18 protein-coding genes are annotated in these 20,429 nt (G+C 71.4%); 12 read left to right on the top strand and 6 right to left on the bottom strand.

Annotation, left to right across the window (positions count from 1 at the left end; genetic code table 11):
• Positions 1 to 43: 43 nt before the first annotated feature.
• Positions 44 to 1,462, top strand: a complete 1,419-nt coding sequence (locus OG943_RS08460) for an amidase (RefSeq protein WP_328609140.1) — start codon at positions 44 to 46, stop codon at positions 1,460 to 1,462.
• Here OG943_RS08460 and OG943_RS08455 read toward each other — a convergent pair.
• Together OG943_RS08455 and OG943_RS08450 are read right to left on the bottom strand one after the other, a co-directional pair.
• Positions 1,452 to 2,750, bottom strand: a complete 1,299-nt coding sequence (locus OG943_RS08455; RefSeq protein WP_328609139.1) for an MFS transporter — start codon at positions 2,748 to 2,750, stop codon at positions 1,452 to 1,454. The genes OG943_RS08460 and OG943_RS08455 overlap by 11 nt on opposite strands.
• Before the next feature lie 31 nt (positions 2,751 to 2,781).
• A complete protein-coding gene (locus OG943_RS08450) occupies positions 2,782 to 3,978 on the bottom strand; it encodes a dipeptidase (RefSeq protein ID WP_328609138.1) in 1,197 nt (398 codons plus the stop codon).
• Between the two features lie 102 nt (positions 3,979 to 4,080).
• On the opposite strand from OG943_RS08450, the gene OG943_RS08445 reads away from it, so the two are divergent.
• Positions 4,081 to 5,163, top strand: coding sequence for an oxidoreductase (locus OG943_RS08445; protein ID WP_328609137.1), 1,083 nt, complete (start codon positions 4,081 to 4,083; stop codon positions 5,161 to 5,163).
• 12 nt (positions 5,164 to 5,175) lie between these two features.
• Here the strand turns inward: OG943_RS08445 and ribA are convergent, their stop codons facing one another.
• Positions 5,176 to 6,132, bottom strand: coding sequence for a GTP cyclohydrolase II (gene ribA / locus OG943_RS08440; RefSeq protein WP_442874698.1), 957 nt, complete (start codon positions 6,130 to 6,132; stop codon positions 5,176 to 5,178).
• Between ribA and OG943_RS08435 the strand changes: the two genes are divergently transcribed.
• Positions 6,038 to 6,466, top strand: a complete 429-nt coding sequence (locus OG943_RS08435; protein ID WP_442874697.1) for a hypothetical protein — start codon at positions 6,038 to 6,040, stop codon at positions 6,464 to 6,466. The two genes, ribA and OG943_RS08435, sit on opposite strands and share 95 nt — an antisense overlap.
• A 65-nt stretch (positions 6,467 to 6,531) precedes the next feature.
• Here OG943_RS08435 and OG943_RS08430 read toward each other — a convergent pair whose 3' ends face one another.
• Positions 6,532 to 6,741: a CsbD family protein gene (locus OG943_RS08430; protein WP_328609135.1), complete on the bottom strand. Its 210-nt coding sequence runs from the start codon at positions 6,739 to 6,741 to the stop codon at positions 6,532 to 6,534.
• A gap of 344 nt (positions 6,742 to 7,085) precedes the next feature.
• Between OG943_RS08430 and OG943_RS08425 the strand changes: the two genes are divergently transcribed.
• The 8 genes from OG943_RS08425 (at position 7,086) to pqqB (ending at position 17,179) form a co-directional block, all read left to right on the top strand.
• Positions 7,086 to 10,358 carry a hypothetical protein gene (locus tag OG943_RS08425; RefSeq protein WP_328609134.1) on the top strand — a complete coding sequence of 1,091 codons (3,273 nt, stop codon included), beginning with the start codon at positions 7,086 to 7,088 and terminating at the stop codon, positions 10,356 to 10,358.
• Positions 10,358 to 12,910 (top strand): CHAT domain-containing protein, encoded by a 2,553-nt coding sequence (locus OG943_RS08420; RefSeq protein ID WP_328609133.1) that lies wholly within the window; start codon positions 10,358 to 10,360, stop codon positions 12,908 to 12,910. The genes OG943_RS08425 and OG943_RS08420 overlap by 1 nt, the downstream gene beginning before the upstream one ends.
• Complete coding sequence (locus OG943_RS08415) at positions 12,894 to 13,772, top strand: toll/interleukin-1 receptor domain-containing protein (RefSeq protein ID WP_328609132.1); 879 nt, start codon at positions 12,894 to 12,896, stop codon at positions 13,770 to 13,772. The genes OG943_RS08420 and OG943_RS08415 overlap by 17 nt, the downstream gene beginning before the upstream one ends.
• Positions 13,773 to 14,080: 308 nt before the next feature.
• Positions 14,081 to 14,173 (top strand): pyrroloquinoline quinone precursor peptide PqqA, encoded by a 93-nt coding sequence (gene pqqA / locus OG943_RS08410; protein ID WP_328609131.1) that lies wholly within the window; start codon positions 14,081 to 14,083, stop codon positions 14,171 to 14,173.
• A gap of 82 nt (positions 14,174 to 14,255) precedes the next feature.
• Entirely contained in the window at positions 14,256 to 14,954 is a 699-nt protein-coding gene (pqqC, locus tag OG943_RS08405; protein ID WP_328609130.1) for a pyrroloquinoline-quinone synthase PqqC, read from the top strand.
• A gap of 4 nt (positions 14,955 to 14,958) precedes the next feature.
• On the top strand, positions 14,959 to 15,231 hold the full coding sequence (pqqD, locus tag OG943_RS08400; protein WP_328609129.1) for a pyrroloquinoline quinone biosynthesis peptide chaperone PqqD: 273 nt from the start codon (positions 14,959 to 14,961) through the stop codon (positions 15,229 to 15,231).
• Entirely contained in the window at positions 15,222 to 16,313 is a 1,092-nt protein-coding gene (pqqE, locus tag OG943_RS08395; RefSeq protein WP_328609128.1) for a pyrroloquinoline quinone biosynthesis protein PqqE, read from the top strand. Before pqqD ends, pqqE begins: the two co-directional genes overlap by 10 nt.
• Complete coding sequence (pqqB, locus tag OG943_RS08390; protein WP_328609127.1) at positions 16,310 to 17,179, top strand: pyrroloquinoline quinone biosynthesis protein PqqB; 870 nt, start codon at positions 16,310 to 16,312, stop codon at positions 17,177 to 17,179. Before pqqE ends, pqqB begins: the two co-directional genes overlap by 4 nt.
• 29 nt (positions 17,180 to 17,208) lie before the next feature.
• Here pqqB and OG943_RS08385 read toward each other — a convergent pair whose 3' ends face one another.
• Complete coding sequence (locus tag OG943_RS08385) at positions 17,209 to 17,544, bottom strand: hypothetical protein (RefSeq protein ID WP_328609126.1); 336 nt, start codon at positions 17,542 to 17,544, stop codon at positions 17,209 to 17,211.
• A gap of 101 nt (positions 17,545 to 17,645) precedes the next feature.
• Entirely contained in the window at positions 17,646 to 18,725 is a 1,080-nt protein-coding gene (locus OG943_RS08380; RefSeq protein ID WP_328609125.1) for a TetR/AcrR family transcriptional regulator C-terminal ligand-binding domain-containing protein, read from the bottom strand.
• Between the two features lie 158 nt (positions 18,726 to 18,883).
• On the opposite strand from OG943_RS08380, the gene OG943_RS08375 reads away from it, so the two are divergent.
• Positions 18,884 to 20,407, top strand: coding sequence for an FAD-dependent oxidoreductase (locus tag OG943_RS08375; RefSeq protein WP_328609124.1), 1,524 nt, complete (start codon positions 18,884 to 18,886; stop codon positions 20,405 to 20,407).
• Positions 20,408 to 20,429 lie beyond the last annotated feature (22 nt).

The following is a 20,429-nucleotide window of genomic DNA, read 5'->3' as shown; positions in this document are numbered from 1 at the left end:
TCTCGACACCTCATCGTTCCGCCCAACGCAAGGAGAGCACCTGGTGACTTCCGCAACCACCGACGACGTCGTCGATTACGACCCAGCCGCCTTCGAAGGGCTGCGCTTCCACACCGCGGTCCGGGCCTTCCACGACGGCACCGACTCCCCCCGCGAGTATCTGGAACGGTGCCTCGCGACGATCTCCGAACGCGAGCCCGTCGTGCGGGCCTGGGTCGTGCTCAACGTGCCGACGGCCCGCGAGCAGGCCGACGCCAGCACCCGCCGCTGGCGCCGCGGCGAACCGCTTTCGCCCGTCGACGGCATGCCGATCGGCATCAAGGACCTGCTGGAGACCCGGGACATGCCCACCCAGATGGGCTGCGCCGCGTTCAGCGGCAACTTCCCGAAGCGGGACAACGCGGCGGTCTGGGCACTCCGGCAGGCGGGCGCGGTCGTGCTCGGCAAGACGGTGACCACCGAACTGGGCGGTCCGGAACCCAGCCTGACGACAAACCCGTTCAACCCCCGGCACACTCCCGGCGGTTCCTCGTCGGGCTCGGGAGCCGCTGTCGGGGCCCGGATGGTTCCCGCCACCATCGCCACGCAGACCGGCGGCTCGCTCATGCGGCCGGCGAGCTTCAACGGGAACTGGGGCCTGAAACCGTCCCAGGGCGCGATCAACCGCGGCGAACGGCAGACCGCGAGCATGACCTCGCACGGGGTTCTCGCCGCCTGCCCCGAGGACATGTGGCTGGTCGCGATGGCGATCGCGTCGCGCGCGGGCGGCGACCCCGGCCAGCCGGCCCTGTCCGGGCCCGCCACTCCCCCGGCCGCGCGACGGCCGGGCACGCTGGCAGTGATGGAAACCGACGGCTGGGAACGCCTCGACGACGTCAGCCGTGGCGCGTTCGAACAGGTCCTCGCGCAACTCGAATCGAACGGCGTGACCGTGCTGCGCCGAAGCCAGGACGCCGTCGTGGAACGGTTCGAGCGAGCGCTGCGGGGTGTGTCCGACCTCGGCAGCGGAATCCTGGCGTGGGAACACTATTGGGCGTTCCGCGACGTCGTCGCCGACAACCCCGACGGCGTCAGCGCCCGCGGCAAGCGGTTCTTCATCGAGGCCGCGGAAAAGCTGGGCGCGGCGGGCTACGAGGAGGCGCTCCGCGACCGCGCCGCCGTGAAATCCGCTCACGCACTGCTCGGCCCGCGAGTGGACGCGGTGATCGCGCCGACGTCGAGCGGCTCCGCCCCGGTTTGGCTCGGCGACGCGCCGGGCCGCCCGCCCGCGAGGTGGCCGACCGGGGACCCGGCGTTCAACTTCCCGAGTTCGCTGCTGGGCGCGCCGGCCGTGAACGTCCCGCTGATGGCGGCCGACGGCCTGCCGTTCGGCCTCCAGATCATGGGGCAGCCGGGTACCGACGCCAAGGTGACCGCCATCGCGCGGTGGCTCGGTGAGGCGCTGACCCCGGTCAGCGTGTGACGCGGGTGCTCCGCCCACCAACGCTTTCACTGCCGGAACCCGCAGTCGCGCGGCCGCGGGTTTCCGGCAGCGCGACGAGCACGATGACGAGCACGATCGCCGCCACCACGGTGAGATAACCGCCGGGCGCCAGCCTGCCGAACTTCTCGGTGAGCAACGCGCCGAGAAGCGGCGCAGTGCCGCCGAAAACCGCGTACGCGATGTTGTAGGCGAGTGCCGTGCTGGTCGCCCGGACCCGGGGCGGGACGAGTTCCACCGCCACGACCGTGGCCGCCATCCCGACCAGTGCGGCCGGGACCGCCAGCAGGATCTCGGCGCCCACTGTGGACATCAGCGTTCCGCCGCGTGCGAGGACATACGCCGGGATCGAGCCGCCGACCGCGACGGCCAACCCGGCGACCAGCAGCGGCTTCCGGCCGAACCGGTCCGCGGCAACACCGGTGAGGACGGAAAAACAGGTGCACAGCAAGAGGGCGATACCCCCGGACACGAGCACCGTGGTGCCCGGGATACCGCCGGTGGTCATGAGATAGGTGGGCAGGTAACCGAGCAGGTTGTGGACGACCACGGCGAGCAGCGCGAAAACGGAGAACAGCAGCAAGAAGACGCGCCAGTTACGGAAAGATTCCCGGACCGGACGCGTCGAGGTCGCCCCCTGGGCCTCGAGTTCCCGGAAGGTGCCGGTCTCTTCGAGGCGCAAGCGCAGGTAGAGACCGACCAGCGCCATGAGGCCGCCGAACAGGAAAGCGAGCCGCCAGGTCCAGGCCGCGTAGGCCGCCGGCGAGGCCAGCTGGAGCGCGAGCAGCGCGAAGGTGGCGACCGCCGAACCGATGTAGGTGGCACTCCCGACCGTGCTGATCCACAGTCCGCGCTTGCCTGGGGGCGCTTGTTCCATCACATACGACGCGGCGCTGGTGTACTCGGCGCCCATCGAAATCCCCTGGGCGAGCCGGCAGCACAGCAACAGCAACGGGGACAGGATCCCCGCCTGCGCGTAACCGGGCAGCATGGCGATCGCGATCGTCGAAACCGCCATGATCAAGACCACTGTGGACAGTGCGGTGCGCCGGCCGCGACGGTCGCCGATGCTGCCGAAGACGGCGGCACCGAGCGGGCGCACCACGAAGGCGATGCCGTAAACGGCCAGCGTCGACAGAATGGCCATGGCCGGGCTTCCGCCGGGGAAGAAGTGGCGGGCGATGATCGTCGCCGACGACCCGTAGATGACGAAGTCGTAGGACTCTACGGCGTGCCCGAACATCGCGGCGCCGAGGATTTTCTTCTGCATCACAGCTCCGGGGGGAAGAGGAACGTGCAGGTCACCAGATCTTTTCGAGCACACGCAGGACGTTCCCGCCGATCACCGCGGCGATGTCGTCGTCCGGGTAGTCGTGCTTGACCAGCCAGCGGGTGATGTTGCGGAAGTTTTCGCCCGGGTTCTCCAGCCCGGCCACGGCTTCGACGGTCTCGAACTCCGGGCCGCCCCGGATGGTGTCGGCGACTCCCCACTTCCCGCTCATCACGTGGTGCAGGTCGAGGTGGTCGCCGAAGAACGTGTCCGGGCCGAACCCGACGTGCTCGATCCCGACCAGCTCGACGCAGTAGCGGAAGTGGTCCATCACGGATTCGATGGTGTGGCGGCGGTGCCGCGGGCTGACGGTGGTGTACGGCGCCGCCTCGATCCCGATCATCCCGCCGCTTTCGGCACAGGCCCGGATGACCTCGTCGGGCTTCATCCGCGGGGTGTCCCACAGCCCCCGCGCCCCGGCGTGTGTGATCAGCACGGGACTGTCGCTGGCCTCGATCACGTCGAGCGCGGTCCGGTCCCCGGAGTGGGAGACGTCGATGGCGATCCCGAGCTGGTTCATCCGGCGGACCGCGCGCCGCCCGAGCGCGGTCAGGCCCCCGTCCCTGGTTTCGCGCAGGCCGCTGCCGAGGGCGTTCGCGTCGCTGTAGGCGAGGCCGATCTGCCGGACCCCCAGCCCGTACAGGACGTCCAGCCGGTCGATCTCGTTCTCGATCAGCGCCGCCCCTTCGAGCCCGGCGACCACGGCCAGCCGCCCGTCGGCGTGCGCGCGCCGGAGTTCGGCGACCGATTCCGCGCGGACGACGTAGTCCTGGTGGGCGAAGTCGCAGAAGCGCATCCCGAGATCGGTGATGACGTCGTCCCACTTCCCGCCGTTGCGGGACTCGCAGGCGCCCCAGCCGAGGTTGTCGAACACCGCGTCCAAACCGGACCGGCTCAGCCCTTCGTAGCCGTAGGCGAGGCGCGCCCCGCGATTCCACTCGAGCAGCTCCGTCCGTGTGTCCCGCGGGAGGCGCACCGGGTGGTCGTGCAGCGAAACCACGATGTTGTCGGCCAGCAGCCGTTCGGCGCGCGCCAGCTGGCCGGCGCTCACGCCGAGGTCGTGTCCGGGCAGCCGGTCCACCTCGGCGGACGGGGTGAACTCGGGGTAGTCCGTGCCGGCTTCCAGGTACGAGAACGACCGGTATCCGGTGTAGCGCTGGGTTTTCATGGCGGCTTTGCCTCCCTGACCACGGCGATGTACTGTATTGCGGTACGGCGTGCTGCAGGACGGTACGCCAATGCCCGGCTCGGCGAAAGGATTTCCCGGAAGATGTCCAGCACTCCCCAGGACACAGCCACGGCCTGGACCCCGATCCGGCTCCGGGAGCTGGTGCTCCCGAACCGGGTGTGGGTCTCCCCGATGTGCCAGTACTCCGCGGACGAGTCCGGCGCCCCGACGGACTGGCACCTCGCCCACTACGGAGCGAGGGCGGCCGGGGGCGCCGGAATGGTCGTGGTCGAATGCACCGGCGTCGCCCCCGATCTGCGCACCACGGCGCGGGATCTGGGGCTGTACACCGAAAACCAGGTGGCCGGGCACCGGCGGCTCGCGTCGGCCATCCGGTCTGTCGGCTCGATTCCCGCGGTCCAGCTGGGGGTCGCGGGCCGCAAGAGCTCACACGGCGTGCCGTGGGACAACGCCGGCACCCGGAGCCCGGTGCCCCCGAGCGAAGGCGGGTGGCAGCCGATCGCGCCCTCCCCCCTCGCGTTCGCCGGCCTGGGCACCCCCACCGAGATGTCCACAAAGGACGGCACGAGGGTGCTGGAGGACCTCGGGCGAGCCGCGCGCGGCGCCCACCAGGCGGGGTACGAGGCCATCGAACTGCATGGGGCGAACGGATACCTGCTCCACGAGTTCCTCTCGCCGCTCGCCAACCACCGCGCCGACGCATGGGGCGGCGACCTGGAGCGGCGCTTGCGGTTCCCGCTGCAGATGATCGACGCCCTCCGCGCGGCCTGGCCGGAGGACAAGCCGGTCTTCGTCCGGCTGCCCGCCGAAGACCTGCTCGACGGCGGCCTGACGGTGGACGAGATGGTTACCGTCGCGTCGCGGATGGCCGCGGCGGGCGTCGACCTGATCGACCTCTCGTCCGGTGCCCTGATCCCGCAGGCCCGCCGGCTGACCGAGCCGCTGCACAACGCCCGGTACGGCCCGCGTTTCCGCGCGGCCGGGGTGCCGGTGGCGGCGTCCGGCGCCATTTCCGAGGCACACCACCTCGACGAGGCCGTCCCGGAACTGGTGGACGCGGTCCTGGTCGGCCGCGCGATGCTGCGCGACCCTTACTGGGCGCTGCGCGCTCTCGACGCGGAGCCGCTGCAGTCCTGGCCGAAGCAGTACCACCGCGCTTTCTGACGCGGCCGGGGATCAGCCGGCTGCTGAAGCGGCGTCGGAACCGGCCAACGCGCCGAATGCGTGTCCCATGCGGTCGCGTTTGGTCTGGAGGTAGCGGTGGTTCTGCGGGGTCTCGACGGGGTGAAGCGCGACCCGGCCCACGATTTCGAGTGGGTATTCCTTGAGGCCGTCGTATTTCGCCGGATTGTTGGTGATGAGGCGCAGCCGGCGGATGCCGAGGTCCCCGAGGATCTGGGCGCCGGCACCATAGGAGCGGGAGTCCACGGGCAGGCCCAACGCGACGTTGGCGTCGACGGTGTCGAGGCCGGTCTCCTGCAGGGCGTAGGCGCGGATCTTCTGCGCCAGCCCGATTCCGCGCCCCTCGTGGCCACGCAGGTAGACGATGGCCCCGCAGCCCTCCCCGGCCACCGCGCGCATCGCCTGCTCGAGCTGGGTGCCGCAGTCGCAGCGCAACGAGCCCAGGATGTCGCCGGTGAGGCATTCGCTGTGCACCCGCACCAGGACGCCTCGCTCGGAACGGCCCGCGGCGGCGACGTCGCCCATGACCAGCGCGAGGTGTTCGGTGCCGTCCAGCTGCGCTCGGTGCGCCCGACGGTAATGGTGTGGCCACCGCGATTCTACGAAAAGATCGCCGGTGAACTGATCGCACAGACGGAGTCCTGGCCGCGGCTGCGTCGCCACGTCTACGACGCCGCGATGCGGGCCGGCCGGAAGGTGGCCGAAAACCGCTGGTCCCGCCGCCGTTCCCCGATGCTTCTCCGGATCGCTTACGCGGTGGCCCTTCGCCGGGTCTTCTTGCCACTGCGGGCGGGCGCCGGGATGGACCGCATCCGCGTCGCCTACACCGCGTCCGCCGCGATGCCCGAGAGCGTTGATGGAGCGCACGCCCCGCGGCGACATCCGGCTCATCGGCCGGAAGAAGGACGTGATCATCACCCGGGGCGGCAAAACGATCAATCCCCAGCCCATCGAAACCCGGCTGAGGGAGAGCTTGCTGATCAACGAAGCGATCGTCGTCGGCGACGCGCGCAAGTACCTGACCGTCCTGCTCGAGCCGAGCACAGCCGCGGACGCCCGGTCGGTCGAACAGCTGACCGAACACCTGCGGGTGGAGGTCGCCCGGGTCAACGTGGACCTCGCGCGCGCAGAGCAGCTGAAGGACTTTCGCATCCTGCCGCGGTCCTTGGCGGTCGAGCGCGGCGAGCGGACCGCGAACGGCAAGATCAAGCGCAACGCCGTCGTCAGCGCGTTCGCGGCCCTGAACGACGACGCAGCGATCGCGAAGCACGTCCGCCGGGGCTGAACCGGGGAAAGGCCAGGCCGGCCGCAGCGGTGTCCCCTCCCCCGCTGCGGCCCGGCCATACCTGGTCAGTCTTTCTTGAAGACGCCCTTGACCTTGTCCGCCACGTCGCCCACCGCGTCCTTGACGTCTTCGACGGCGTCCTTGAGACCGGCCTTGGCCTGGTCGCCCTTGCCTTCGGCCTGCAGCTGCTCGTCGCCGGTCACCTGACCGGTGGCCTCCTTGGCCTTGCCGCCGAGGTCCTCGGCCTTGTTGCTGATCTTGTCGCCCAACGACATCGCGGATCTCCCTGCTCGTGCGGCGCACCGGGGTGGGCGCCGTTCACCAGGTATGACCCCGGCGGCGGAAGATCGTCACGGTCACGACGGAAGTAGGCCCGTGACAGCGGTCACCGCGTCGCAGCGCGGGCGAAATCGTCCACAGTAGACGGTCACAGCAGAGACGGTCACAGCGGAGCCGCACCGGCGGATTCCGGACAGCTTCCTGCCACAAAGCTGACAAACTGCCACTCGGCAGCGGGCCCTGGCTACTCTGTACGCACCACATCGCTCGTCCATTCGGCCGTATCGGTTTCTCCCGGGATCACGCTCGTCCGGGATTCACCTCTGCACGAAGGATCTCCATGTCTGTCCCCACGCTGACCAGAGCGGTCATCGCGCTCCTGGCCTCGGGCGTCCTGCTCGCCAGTGCCGGTTGCAGCGACCAGCCCCCGTCCCCCGGGACCCCGCCCAGCCCGAACTTCACGGTGTCCTACGCGGGCGCGGGCGACCGGCTGTCCGGGCTCAGCCCGACTGACCGGCAGGAACAAGTCACCGACTGGACGCGCACCGCGCTGGCCGCCCACCTGGAGCTGGACTCCGCGCAGCTGCGCGACACCAGCTTCGACACCACCCCGGTGCGCGAAGACGGTTTCAGCGACCTGACCCGTCAACCCACCGGCCCAGGACGCTCGCTGCTCGACGGCGACACGCTGCACGTGCTGGTGCCCGTCGGCGACCCCGCCCCGGCCCGCACCATCGGGCTGCAGCTGGACCAGTACCGCACCGATTCCGGGGCCGACGCGCCGAACGTGCAGGTGCACCACTATCGGGTGCACACCGACACCGACCTCGTCGACATCGCCGCCGACCGGCAGCTGCCCACCGGCCAGGAGCGCTCGGCGCTGGGGTACGTCTCGGCGCGGCTGGGCAGCGTCGACGAGCTGAAGCAGTTCCTGGACAAGACCAGCCACCTGTCCCGCCTGGAACTGCGGGACTCCGAGGTCTGGGCGGACGGCTGGAACTGGCCGGCGCCCGCGGGCGCCAAGGTCCAGGCCCAGGACGTCTCGGTGCTGCAACGTGGCTACGCGTCGCATTTCGGCGCGCGGCCGGGCTTCTCGCTGGACCCGCAGGACGCCGAGACGACGCAGGACCTGCTCGCCGTGGTGCCCGGCCTCAGCCCCGACCTGGCCGCCCGGATCATCGGCAAGGACTGGGCCGGATCGGACTTCCGCTCGGCCGACGAGGTCGGCACCTGGGCCGACGCCATCCTGTTCGGCGAGCCGACCCCGGAGGACCCGCGGTCGGTCGGCCTGCCCACCGACCGGACCCAGCTCTGGGCGCTCAAAGGCGTGCTGGAGGGCCAGCACGCCTATTCCCAGGCCCGGTACGACGGTGGCCTGGCGGGCACCCAGGTCGGCATGACTCTCTTCTACACCGACTACGTCGCCAAGAACTGGACGGCCGGGGTGGGCACCGGGGTGCCGGCCAAGGCGGTGGCCGGGTTCGTGCCCGACAGCGATCTGGTGGTCCCGTGGAGCCAGTGCGGTTCCGCCGGCAGCGACAGCGAGAGCGGCCGGCTCTGGTTCGGCCAGGCGGACACCGCGTTCGGCTACGGCGCCGACTCGGTCGACCTCGGCGCGCAGGCCACCCGGCTGTTCGCCCGGTCCAACGCCGACGGCGGCAAGGAGGTGGAGACCAGTTACGGCTTCGGGCGAGGGCTGCGCTGGTGGGATGAGAACTACGCCGCCGTCGCCGCTTACGAGCCGCAGTACCAGCGGCTGGACCAGCTCATGCGCTGGAGCGGCGCGCTGGATTGGCTCAGTGCCAAGGATTCCGCCACCCTGCCGACGCTGCCCGACGCGCAGGTCGAGTCCACGCTGACGTTCGCGAACTGGTTCGCGCAGCACCCCGAGCTGAAGGAACGGGCGCCGGTCGACTTCGTCAAGCCGTCCTCGGCCACTGAAGAGGCGCTCGCGCACACGCCTTCACCCGCGTACCAGCAGTGCGGCGGCCAGTGGATCGAAGGCGGTGTGTCGCTGTCGAACAGCACCGACCGCACCAACGGCCAGGACTACCACCCGGACCTGCCCAGCCAGGTCAAGCGGGCCGGGCTGTTCGAGCCGGACGCCGGCTTCGACGACGGCGACGGCACCGGGCACCTCACCCAGGTGTCGGTCGACGACTCGCACACCGCCTCCGAGCACGTCCGGCGTGATTTCAGCCCCCGGCCCGACGGCGCCAACGAGGTCGAGACCACCGGGGACGGCCGTAACGTCGCGCCGCTGGGCGCGGTGAAGGCGTGGCTTTCGCAGAACACGCCCCGCAAGCTGAGCCTGCTGCTGTCGGCGGGCCACGGGCTGGTCTCCGAGACGCTCGGCTTCCAGGGCAAGCAACTCGGCAAGCTGACCGCCCAGCAGCACGGCGACCTGGTGACCGTGCAGTGGTCGCGCGGCCCGCTGGACCGGGTCCGGCAGGCGATGGAGTCGGTGCAGAACAAGCTCGTCGCCAGCCCCAGTCCCGGATCGCCGCCCCCGGCCGACGGTGTGCTGTACGGCTTCACCGACGCCGATGGCCGGCAACTGCTCCGGGTGGGCGGCAAGGACGACCCGTGGCTGTCGATCTCCGATCAGATCCCGCCCGCCGACGACAACCTCGCTTTCCGCATCGGTGAGCCGAATCCGGGGCAGCGGAACGACCCGGTGCGGTACTACCTCGGCACGCTGGTGCCCGCCCCGGATGTGCTGGGCGGCAAGCACTGGCTCACGGCCACGCCGGACCCCCACGGCGGGCAGGCGAGTGTGGTCGCCTCCGATCCGCCCGCCGACACCGGCTCACCGGTGCGCGTGAGCACACCGGACGGCCGCGAATCAGTCCTGTACCCGCATGACGGCCGCCTGGTCCTCGACGCGAACGACCCCCTGCTCGGGCTGAACGGGACCACGGAGGGCGCCGCCCTGCTGCGGGGCTTCACCGCCGTCGACGCGGCGATGCACAATGCCGCCGAGGCCAAGGACGGCTTCCTGCGCGGTGTCGAGCTCGGCGGTGACGGCGTGGCGCTGGTCGGCGACGGCCAGGTCATCCTGGTGCCCGCCGACCACCCCTGGGCGGCCCGGGCGCTGGGCGCGAAGAGCGCCGACCCCGCGCACCGGATGCCCCTGCTGCTGGTCGAGGGCAACCAGGTCCTGATCGTCGACGAGAGCCCGCTCACCGCGACCGGGCCGCCGCAGAGGATGGGACTGGGCGACGCGAAGACGCTGGCAGCCGCCGGCGTGACGATCTACGTGCACGAGCACTTCCGGTCCACGCTGACCTTCGAGGACGGGCCGGTGATCACCTCGTCGCTGCCCAGCGACACCAAGGTGACCGTCCGCCAGGTGAAGACCCAGCAGCACCAAGCCGTGCAGCCCGAGGTCCGGGTGTACGGCGGCGGTGGCGGCGGCAGCAACGGAAAGTGGCTGCGGGTCGACCTGTTCCCGTCCGGGCCGACCATCTCGACCGCCACGCCGACGACCACGCCGACGACCGCCACCAGCTCGCCCGCCGGCGCCGACGGCACCCCCGCCACCGGCACGACCGTCGCGCTGATCTGCCCGGACACCAACGAAAAGCTGGCCGGCTGCGGGAGCACCGACTGATGCCCTCCGAGCTGGAGCCCGGCAGCCCGCTCGCGCGGGTGGTCCTCCGGGCCGGCCGGGCCTTCGCCGAGTCGGACGTGGCCGCGGTGGACAGCGCCTATCAGGAAGCCGTGGCCATGGCCGCCGGCCACGACGTCCGGGCCGAGCTCGCGGTGGACCACGTCGCGCGGCTGCTCGACCTGGCCGAGCCGAGCCTGGCGATCCGGCGCTGCGATCACCACCTGGCCACCGACCTGGCCGGGCCCGGGCTGCTGCTGGTGCGAGCCCAGGCGCACAGCAGCGTCGGCTCGCACCGGCTCGCCGCCGCCGACGCCGAGGCGGCGCTGGCCGACCGCACCTGGTCGCCCGGCGCCAACCAGCGGGCGAGGCTGCGGCGGGTGCTCGGGCTGGCCGCCTTCGACCGGGGTGACGTCGACGAGGCGGAAAAACAGCTCACCCAGGCCCGCCGGCTGTTCCAGGAGGACGGCGACCACACCGGTGCCGCCCTGGTCGACCGGGACCGGCTGGTGCTCGCCGCCGGTCTCGGCGAGCAGGACGCGGTGTCCGCCCTGCTGGCCGCCCGCCCGGCCCGGTCGGCGGCCGGGCACCTGCAGCTGGCCATGGCGCTCAAGCGGGAAATGCGCTACGAGTCCGCGATCCGGGTGCTGCGCGCGATACCGGACCACGTGGACCCGGCGTTGCGGCTGTCCGTGCTGAGCCAGCTGACGGTGCTGCTGCGGATGACCTACCAGGACGCCGCCGCGCGGGAGCTGCAACCGCGGCTGCGCGACGCCGTGGCCGAAGCACCGGATCAGGTAACGGCACGGCAACTGCTGGCCCGGATCAGCCCGGGTGCCGGACCGGCCGGTCCGGTGCCCGAGCCGGTGTGGGCGGCCGTGCAGCACGCCCGGCTGCTGATCGAGGCGGATCGGCTGGCCGAAGCGGAAACCGTGCTCGTGGACCTGCGGGACCGGGTGCGCGGGCACCGGGACGGCGCGAGCTGGCACCTGGCCGCCGGGGAGCTGGAACTGGCCCGGCACGGCCATCTCCGGGAGCCGGAAGTCTTGCACCAGGCTGTGAAGCACCTGACGCGGGCGGCCGTCCGAGCGTCGTCGACCGCGCTGGTCGAGGTCCGGTTCCGGGCGTTGCGGCTGCTCGGCCGGGCGCGGGCCGATCTGGGCGAGCACGATCTCGCGAGCCGGTGCTGGGCCCAGGCGCACTGGCTCGAGGAACATCGGGCGGCCCGGCAGGACAGCGACGGGGTGCGGGTCCGGATGCTGGAGCAGGCCGCCGACGAGCACGACGAGCGGATCCGCGCCGCCACGCGGGCCTGCGAGGACAATCCGGAGGCCGTGGCCTCGGTGGTGGTGGCGATGGAGGCGGCGCGCGGCGCGGCGATACTGGCCGGGATGCTGCCCGGCGGCGGGCGGACCAGGGACCTGCCCCCGCCGGGCGACCTGGACGGGGCCTGGCGCTGGGTGCGCACGGTGACCAGGGACCTGCCCCGGTCGCAGGTGGTGTGGCTGATGTACGTCACCGAGGACCGCCTGCATCACGTGATCCTGGGCCGGAAGCTGCTGCGCCACCTGCATGTGGAGGCCGATCGGGGCCTGCTCACGGACAGTATCGAGAATTTCCTGGCCTGCCTGCAGGAATCACTGCTGGAGGCGAGCGTCGAGGGCGGCGAATTCGACGAGTACCTGGCCGGGATCGCCGACCAGCTGGCCGTGTCGCAGGTGGTGGACCTGGTGCCCGCCGAGGCCGACCGGATCGCGGTGGTCGCGGCCGGGGCGCTCTCGGAGGTGCCGCTCGCGGCGATCCGGCTGCCCGGCGACCCCGACCGGCGGTTGGTGCACCGCTTCGCGTTGTCCGACCTGCCCTGCCTGTCGGCCCGCGCGCCGTTGCGGCTCCGGGCCGCCCACCGTCGCGGTGACCGCGCGCTGCTGGTCCGATCGCCCGGCCGCGACCTCACCGCGGCGGCCGGGCCGAGGAATCCCCCGGCGCTGGAGACCCCGGGCGAGGTGCGGGCGCGGGCCGCCCTGCGGCTGGACGCCATGATCCGCATCGACTGCCACGGCAGCCACGACCTCTCGGACGTCGAGCATTCGTGGTTGCAGCTGGCGCCCGCGGGCCCGGCGGGGCAGCTGCGGCCGGAAGCCGTGCGGGACCTGGATCTTCACGGCTGTGGCACGCTCGTGCTCGGCGCCTGCGAGTCCGGCATGGCCCAGCGCGCCGGCCGGGACGAACGGCTGGGTTTCGTGCGGGCGGCGCTGCACGCCGGGACCGCCTCGGCGGTGGCCGCCCGCTGGATCGCCGCCGACGTGGTGGCCGCCGCCGTGCTCGACGCGTTCGAGGACCACGTGCGCTGGCTGCCCAGGGACCGGGCGCTGCGGCTGGCGCAGCTCGAAGGGTGCCGGAAGGCCCAGGGGTTGCTGCCGGATCCCGCTCATCCGGCCCGCTGGGCCTGCTGGACCCTTTACGGTGACCCCGGCTGGCAGACCTCGGCCGGACCGTTACGCCGTCTGCTCCGCAGGCGCATGGCCCCCAGGAGGCTTCGTGCCCCAGTCCGCTGAGCACCGCGCCACCGGCCGGCCCCGGGTGTTCCTGTCGTTCGCCGGCCCCGACCGGCCCGCCGCCAAGCAGCTGCGGGAGGACCTGCGGCTGCTGGGCATCGACGCGTTCGTCGACGACACCAGCATCGAGCCCGGCCGGGACTTCGTGCTCGCCCTCAACACCGCGCTGGCCGAGTCCGACTACTACGTCCTGCTGTGGTCGCGGCACACCGTGGACCGGCCGTGGGTCGACCTGGAGTGGTCGGCGGCGTTCGTTCAGGATCTCAGCGCCGCGCGGCGGTCGTTCCTGTTCATCGTCCGGCTGGACGACGCCGAGCTGCCGCCGCTGCTGGCGCCCCGCAAGTACCTGGACGCCTATCCGGACTGGGCCGCGATGGTCAGCCGGCTCGTCACCGCGTGGCGGCAGGACCTGGCGGTGGGCACGCCGGTGCTGCCCGCGCCCGGTCCCCGCTGCGCGGCCGGCCCGCAGATCCGGCTGTACGTGCGCAATCAGGCCCTCTCGGTGGCCCACCAGGTCCCGGTGCCCGTCGGCGCGACCGGCGCCCAGCTGATGGCGGAGGTCCGCTCGGCGCTGGAGCTCGAGGACGCCGAGACCCGGTTCGGCGGCAAGGTGGGCCTGCGGTTCGAGTACGAACTCCATCACCGTGGGCTGCCGGTGTCCGATCGGCCCTTGAGCGAGCTGGGCATCACCGAGGACAGCGTGCTCGACCTGACGGTCACGATGGAACCGTTCGGCCCGGACGGAACGGGGTCCCCCATCGTCTACCGGGCGGCCCGGCCGAGCTCGGCGGTGCTGGCCCCGGCGATGCTGGGGGCGCTGCTGAAATCGGCGTTCGGCCATCTGGAGCCGCGCGGCCGTTGAGCTCTGGACCCGCAGACGCTTCACGCGCTGTCGCTCGGGAAGGCGGCGCAAGTTCTCGTTGCAGCACGCCCCGTCCGGCCCCCGGCACCGCCGACCGAGTGCCGGGCCGCCACCGGCCGAAGCACCCGAGAGTGATCACCGCGGGCCGTTCGATCCGCCATCGGAAGGAATCTCCCCTGGCCCGGCCGAAAACCGGGGCCGAAGGCTGGCGAACGGTGACCGTGTCCTTTTAGGGTGACCGGGTTCGACCGGGGAATCGAATGCCCCGCTGAATGGGGCATCACCGAAAAAGTTAGCGAGGTTTCCTCATGCCCGAGCCCGTCGAGATGTGGACTGCGCCCGACTTCGTCGAGTACGAAACCCCGATGGAGGTCACCGCCTACGCGGCCCGCATGGAGTGACCCGCCGGGACGGGGCCCGGCGCGCCGCGACCCCGTCCCACCGGAAACCCCATCGCTCCACGCGAATTACCGGAGGCCGTGAATGTCCACCGTGCACCCGATGAGCCCGGCGGAGTTCACCGGCGCGTTACGCGGTCTGTCGCATCGCTACTGGGGGACCCATCCGTTCCACCAGCGGATGCACGCGGGTGAGCTGTCCGAGCACGAGGTGAAACTGTGGGCGGCCAACCGCTGGTACTACCAGCGCGTGCTGCCGCAGAAAGACGCGGCGATCATCAGCAACTGCCCGGTGCCGGAAATCCGGCGCCAGTGGCTCGACCGGATCGTCTATCACGACGGTGCCGCCGAAGGGGAAGGCGGCATCGAACGCTGGTTGCGGTTGTGCGCCGCGGTCGGCCTCACCCGCGAAGAGGTCGTCGGCGAACGGCACGTCGCCCCGGGCGTCCGGTTCGCCGTCGACGCCTACGTCACCTTCGCCCGCACCAAACCGTGGGTCGAGGCCATCGCCTCCGGGCTGACCGAGATGTTCGCCGGGCACCTGATGCAGCAGCGGGTGGCTGACGTGCTGGCCGGGTACTCCTGGATCGCCCGGGACGACCTGGCCTACTTCACCCACCGGATCGACCAGGTCTCCGGCGAGGGCAAGGACACACTGGACATCGTCGTGCGCCACTGCGTGACCCGGGAGCAGCAGGAGAAGGCGATTTCCGCGCTGTCGTTCAAATGCGACGTCCTGTGGTCCATGCTGGACGCCATCGAACGCGCCGCGGCCAAGGAGTGAGCCGATGGACACCATCACCGCCGCGTCCGTGCCGCGGCTGCGCATCGGCGTGCGACTGACGTTCGACGAAGTACGCGGGGTGCACGTGCTGTTGTTCCCCGAGGGTGTGCTGGTGCCGAACGCGACCGCGACCGCGGTGCTGCAACTGTGCGACGGCACGAACCCGGTGGCGGAGATCGTGACGAAGCTGGGGAAGCGATTCCTCGGCGTGCGCGAGGGGGATGTCGTGGACGTGCTGGGCCGATTCGGGCAGCGGCGGGTAGTGGAATGGACCTGACCAAGGACGCGGCGCCCCCCTTGGGGTTGCTGGCCGAACTGACCCATCGGTGCCCGCTGCATTGCGCGTACTGCTCGAATCCGCTGGAGCTGGTCACCCGGGCCGCGGAAATGTCCACAAAGGAATGGATGGACGCGCTGTCCCAGGCGCGGGCGCTGGGCGTGCTGCAGGTCCACCTCTCCGGCGGGGAACCGCTGGCCCGCCCCGACCTGCCGCAGCTGGTCGGGCACGCGAGCGGGCTCGGCTGCTACGTCAACCTGGTCACCTCCGGGCTCGGGCTGACCGGGCCGCGGCTCGACGAGCTGGCCGGGCAAGGGCTGGCGCACGTGCAGCTGTCGGCCCAGGCCGCGACCCGCGACCGGGCGAACCGGCTGGCCGGGGCGAAAGCGTTCGACCTGAAGCTGGCCGCGGCCGGGCTGGTGAAGGCGGCCGGGCTGCCGCTGACCGTGAACGTGGTGCTGCACCGGCAGAACCACGACCAGCTCGCCGGGATCATCGAGCTGGCCGAAGACCTCGGCGCGGACCGGCTCGAACTGGCCAACACCCAGTACTACGGCTGGGCGCTGCGCAACCGCGACGCGCTGATGCCCACGCGTGAACAGCTCGACGCGGCCGAACCGGTGGTGCGCCAGGCGATCGAACGGCTCCGCGGCACGATGGAGGTCATCTACGTCGTCGCCGACTACTACGAGCCGTTCCCGAAGCCCTGTATGCACGGCTGGGGCGCGCGCCAGCTCACCATCGCCCCCGACGGCACCGTGCTGCCGTGCCCCGCGGCCACCGCCATCACCACGCTCTCCTTCGACAACGTCCGCGAAACCCCGCTGGCCGACATCTGGTACCGCTCCCCCTCGTTCACCGCCTACCGCGGCGAGGACTGGATGAGCGAGCCCTGCCGTACCTGCGACCGGCGCGGCATCGACTACGGCGGCTGCCGGTGCCAGGCGTTCCAGCTCACCGGCGACGCCGCCAACACCGACCCGGTCTGTTCCCGCTCGCCCGACCGCGGCCTCGTCGACCTCATCCTCGACGCCCCCGCGGCGCCCGCTCCGGAGCTGGTCATGCGAGGCCCCGCCCGATGAAGGTGATCCTGCTCGGCACCGCGGCCGGCGGCGGCTTCCCGCAGTGGAACTGCGCCTGCCGCCACTGCGGTTCCACGGCCCCGGCCCGCACCCAGGACAGCGTCGCCTTCAGCGCGGACGGGCGCGCCTGGCACCTGCTCAACGCCTCACCCGACATCCGCGCGCAGATCCTGGCCACGCCGGCCCTGCGCGCCGGGCCCGGGCCTCGTGACACGCCGCTGCGCAGCGTCCTGCTCACCGACGCCGAACTCGACCACACCCTCGGCCTGCTCATGCTCCGCGAAGCGGACGGCCTCACCGTGCACGCGCCCGAAGCCGCGCTGCACGCCCTGACCGAGCATTTCCCCGCCCGCACCATCATCGAGGACTACCACAGCTGGAACTGGTGTCCGGCAACGGAAACCACGCTCGACGGGCTGCAGGTCAGCACCCTCCCGGTCAGCGGCAAACAACCCAAGTACGCCCGGAAGTCCACCCATCCCGGCCCCTGGGTCATCGCCTACCGCATCCACGACCCGGCAACGGGCGGCACCCTCGTCTACGCGCCCTGCCTCCGCGCCTGGCCACCCGGCTTCGACGCCTTCACCCAGGACGCCACCCTCGTGCTGCTCGACGGCACCTTCCACAGCCCCACCGAATTCACCCACGCCACCGAGCATCCGGACCAAGCCGCGCAACACGCGATGGGGCACCTCCCGATGACCGCCACGCTCCCGGCCATCACGAAGCAGCGTGGCCCCACGCGCTGGGCCTACACCCACCTCAACAACACCAACCCCGCCGTCGACCCGGCCGGTCCGGAACACACCGCGATCCTCGACGCCGGCGCCGAATTGCCGGGCGACGGAACCGAATTCCTCCTCTGACCCGCGCTCTGCCCGTCAAAGCAAGCCGGTCAGCGCTCGTAAAGGGCGACGGTGATGTTGTCCGCCGGATAAACCCTGGCCAGGTGCAGGCCGCGACCGGCCAGGGGGCCGGGCAATCTCTTGCCGCCCGTCTCGATCAGCCACACCCGGCTGACGCCGTCGAGCCGCCGGGCCAGCGTCGCCGGGTCGGTCCTGGTGCCGCGCAACGTGCCCGACGCACTGGGCGACTCGGCCAGGGCGAGGTCGTCGAGCGGGTCGAAAGCAGCCGGGTAGGCGAACGCGAACTCCCTGGGCATGTCCGGGTAGTGGCAGTTCAGGCAGTCGTAGAGCACGCCGTCACCGGGGCGTTCGTACTGGGCGAGCACGGCCGCGGCGGCGCGGATGTCGTCGCCGTGCCCGTCGGCCTGGCGTTGCGCGAGCTGGGTCGGCAGGAGTTGTGTGTGAGTTTCGGGTGGACGGGCCGCGCTTACCGTTCGGCCGGCTGCGGGAGTCCCGCGTTGATCTTGTCGAGCAGGGCTTCGAGGCCGGACCGTTCGGCCTCGTTCAGCGGAGCGAAAACCGCCTTGTCGACCTCGGCCATCGCGGCGTCGAGCCCGGCGATGAGCGTGATGCCCGCCGGGGTGGCGTAGACCCGTTTGGTGCGTTCATCGCCGCTTTCGGTGCGGCGCTCGACGAGCCCGCGGCGTTCGAGACCCTTGAGCAGGAGCGAGACGTTCGCCGCGGTCGTGCGGCTCATCCCCGCGATGTCGCGCTGGATGGCGCCCGGCCGCCGCTCCAGGTACCCGATCACCATGGCCTGCTCGAAGCTGAGGTCGCGGGCGCGGACCCACTCCTCGACGGCCCGGCGCCGCGCCCCCATGATCGAGCTGAACAGCTCGAAGCTGCGGTTGCCCGTGACGTCCGGTTCGCCCTCGATCGAGTTATTGGTTAAGTCCTTGATTATCGAGTCCCGCACCAGGGGCAGGAAGAGCTCGTCGACGATCGACCGGATGCGGGCGGGCTTCAGCGGCTCGAGGTCCATCAGCAGGTCGTGCCGCGCCAGGTCGAACGGCATCGCGAGCACGGCCGGGGGAATGCGCCGGAGGTCGATCTCGCCCCGGTCGTGGGCGCGCTGGTAGATGGTCCGGAGCCGCGGGAGCGCCTGGGCGTCCATGACCTTGTCGCGAACCTTCGCGGGGGTGAGGCCGGTTCCGGCCAGCAGCCCCGAAAAGGCGACGGCCGTGGCGACGGCGAAGAACCCGGCAAGGGCTTCGCTCATGGCCGTCAGCTGGGCGAGCAGGTCGCCGCGCAGCGCGCCGGTGTCGGGAGTGGCGACCGGGTTGGCGATGCGGTGGTGCTCGATCGCGGCGAGCACGAGCTCGTCCTTGTTGGCCCAGCGGCGATACAGCACCGCACTCCCGGTACGGGCGCGGGCGGCGACCGATTCCATCGTCAGGCGGGCGTACCCGGCTTCCACCAGCTCGTCCCATCCGGCGGCGAGCAGCGCGGACTCGAGCTGCTCGCCGTGCCGTCGACGGCGGACGGGTTCGGACGCCTCGGTGACCATCAAGGCACGATAGAAGGACTTGCCTTCCTTAACAAGGCTCCGTACCGTGCTTAGAAGGAGATTCATTTCTTGAACGGGGGGATGAGCCGATGGAACCGAAGCTGCCGCCACGAGTGTCGAACGCGCCGACGGGGCCGATCGCGTCAACGGTGCGGAACGTGCCGAACGCGCCAACCGGGCGGAACGCGCCGACGGTGCTGATCGCCGGCGCCGGTCCGACCGGGCTGACGCTGGCCTGCGAGCTCGCCCGCACCGGTGTTTCCTTCCGCCTGATCGAGGCCGCCCCCGACCCGCAGCCCGGCTCGCGTGGCAAGGGCATCCAGCCGCGCACCCTCGAGGTGTTCGACGATCTCGGCATCGTCGACCGCGTGCTCGCGCACGGCCGCACGGCCATGCCGATCCGTTCGACCGATGCCGACGGCCAGGTGACGCTGACCGGCGTCGAGACGGTGAGCGTTCCTCCCGACATCCCTTATCCGGACAGCCTGGTCACGCCGGAATGGCGGATCGAAGAAGCCCTGCGGCTGCGGCTCGCGGAACTCGGCGGCTCGCCTGAGTTCGACACCGTGCTCGACAGTTTCAAGCAGTCGGACGAGGGCGTGTCGGCGGTGGTCATCAAGAACGGCGAGGCCGAGACGGTCACCGCGCGCTGGCTGGTCGGCTGCGACGGCGGCCACAGCGTCGTCCGCAAGCAGGCCGGGATCGCGTTCGAGGGCGAGACCCGCGAGGAGGTGCGGATGATCGTCGCCGACGTCGAGGTCGACGGCCTCGATCGCAGCGCCTGGCACATGTGGCGGCACGACGACGGCCTCCTCAACCTCTGCCCGCTGCCCTCGACCGGCGTCTTCCAGTACCAGGCCGCCATCGCGCCGGGCCAGGATCCCGGGCTCGGCCTCGCGAACCTGCAGGCGATCCTCGAACGGCGGACCGGCCGCACCGACATCCGCCTCCACGAACCGGCGTGGTCGTCGTTGTGGCGCGCCAACATCCGCCTCGCCGACCGTTATCGCAAGGGCCACGTCTTCCTCGCCGGCGACGCTGCGCACATCCACTCCCCCGCCGGTGGCCAGGGGATGAACACCGGCATCCAGGACTCGCACAACCTCGGCTGGAAGCTCGCGGCCGTCGTGAACGGCGCCTCGCCGGCGCTGCTCGACAGCTACGAGGCCGAGCGGCGACCGGTCGCGGCCGGCGTGCTCGTGCTCTCGAACGCGCGCCTCAAGGAGACGCTGGAGCAGAAGGGCATCCCCACCCAACGCGATGCGCGCACGTCTCAGCTCGGCATCGGCTACCGCGACTCGGCCTTGGCCCGCGACGACCGTGACGACCGTGACGAAACCGCCGTACTCCGCGCCGGCGACCGCGCTCCCGACGCGACCAAGCTGACGACGGTGGAAGGCGACTGCCGGTTGTTCGACCTGACCCGCGGCGGGCACTTCACGTTGCTGTGCTTCGGAAACACACCCGCGGTCGACGCCGCTCCGTCCGGCCTCAGCACCCTCCGCGTCGTCGGACGGCCGACCGGGCCCGGCGACCTCGCCGACACCGAAGGCCACCTGGCCGACGCCTATGGCGCGGCCGAACACACCCTGGTGCTGATCCGTCCCGACGGTTACGTCGCGCTGATCTCCGACGCCGGTGACGTCTCGGCGGTCTCGGACCATCTCGCCGCGATCAGCTGAGCGGTCCCGGCCAGAATCAGCC

Source organism: Amycolatopsis sp. NBC_00345 (assembly GCF_036116635.1).
GTDB lineage: Bacteria > Actinomycetota > Actinomycetes > Mycobacteriales > Pseudonocardiaceae > Amycolatopsis.
This window is presented reverse-complemented; position numbering and strand designations above follow the sequence as displayed.

Bases quoted from the DNA above. Each gene is read 5' to 3' on its own strand.
- OG943_RS08455 (WP_328609139.1), bottom strand. From the start codon at position 2,750: ATGCAGAAGAAAATCCTCGGCGCCGCGATGTTCGGGCACGCCGTAGAG.
- OG943_RS08450 (WP_328609138.1), bottom strand. From the start codon at position 3,978: ATGAAAACCCAGCGCTACACCGGATACCGGTCGTTCTCGTACCTGGAA.
- OG943_RS08445 (WP_328609137.1), top strand. From the start codon at position 4,081: ATGTCCAGCACTCCCCAGGACACAGCCACGGCCTGGACCCCGATCCGG.
- OG943_RS08435 (WP_442874697.1), top strand. From the start codon at position 6,038: ATGGAGCGCACGCCCCGCGGCGACATCCGGCTCATCGGCCGGAAGAAG.
- ribA (WP_442874698.1), bottom strand. From the start codon at position 6,132: ATGGGCTGGGGATTGATCGTTTTGCCGCCCCGGGTGATGATCACGTCC.
- OG943_RS08430 (WP_328609135.1), bottom strand. From the start codon at position 6,741: ATGTCGTTGGGCGACAAGATCAGCAACAAGGCCGAGGACCTCGGCGGC.
- OG943_RS08425 (WP_328609134.1), top strand. From the start codon at position 7,086: ATGTCTGTCCCCACGCTGACCAGAGCGGTCATCGCGCTCCTGGCCTCG.
- OG943_RS08420 (WP_328609133.1), top strand. From the start codon at position 10,358: ATGCCCTCCGAGCTGGAGCCCGGCAGCCCGCTCGCGCGGGTGGTCCTC.
- pqqA (WP_328609131.1), top strand. From the start codon at position 14,081: ATGCCCGAGCCCGTCGAGATGTGGACTGCGCCCGACTTCGTCGAGTAC.
- pqqC (WP_328609130.1), top strand. From the start codon at position 14,256: ATGTCCACCGTGCACCCGATGAGCCCGGCGGAGTTCACCGGCGCGTTA.
- pqqD (WP_328609129.1), top strand. From the start codon at position 14,959: ATGGACACCATCACCGCCGCGTCCGTGCCGCGGCTGCGCATCGGCGTG.
- pqqE (WP_328609128.1), top strand. From the start codon at position 15,222: ATGGACCTGACCAAGGACGCGGCGCCCCCCTTGGGGTTGCTGGCCGAA.
- pqqB (WP_328609127.1), top strand. From the start codon at position 16,310: ATGAAGGTGATCCTGCTCGGCACCGCGGCCGGCGGCGGCTTCCCGCAG.
- OG943_RS08380 (WP_328609125.1), bottom strand. From the start codon at position 18,725: ATGGTCACCGAGGCGTCCGAACCCGTCCGCCGTCGACGGCACGGCGAG.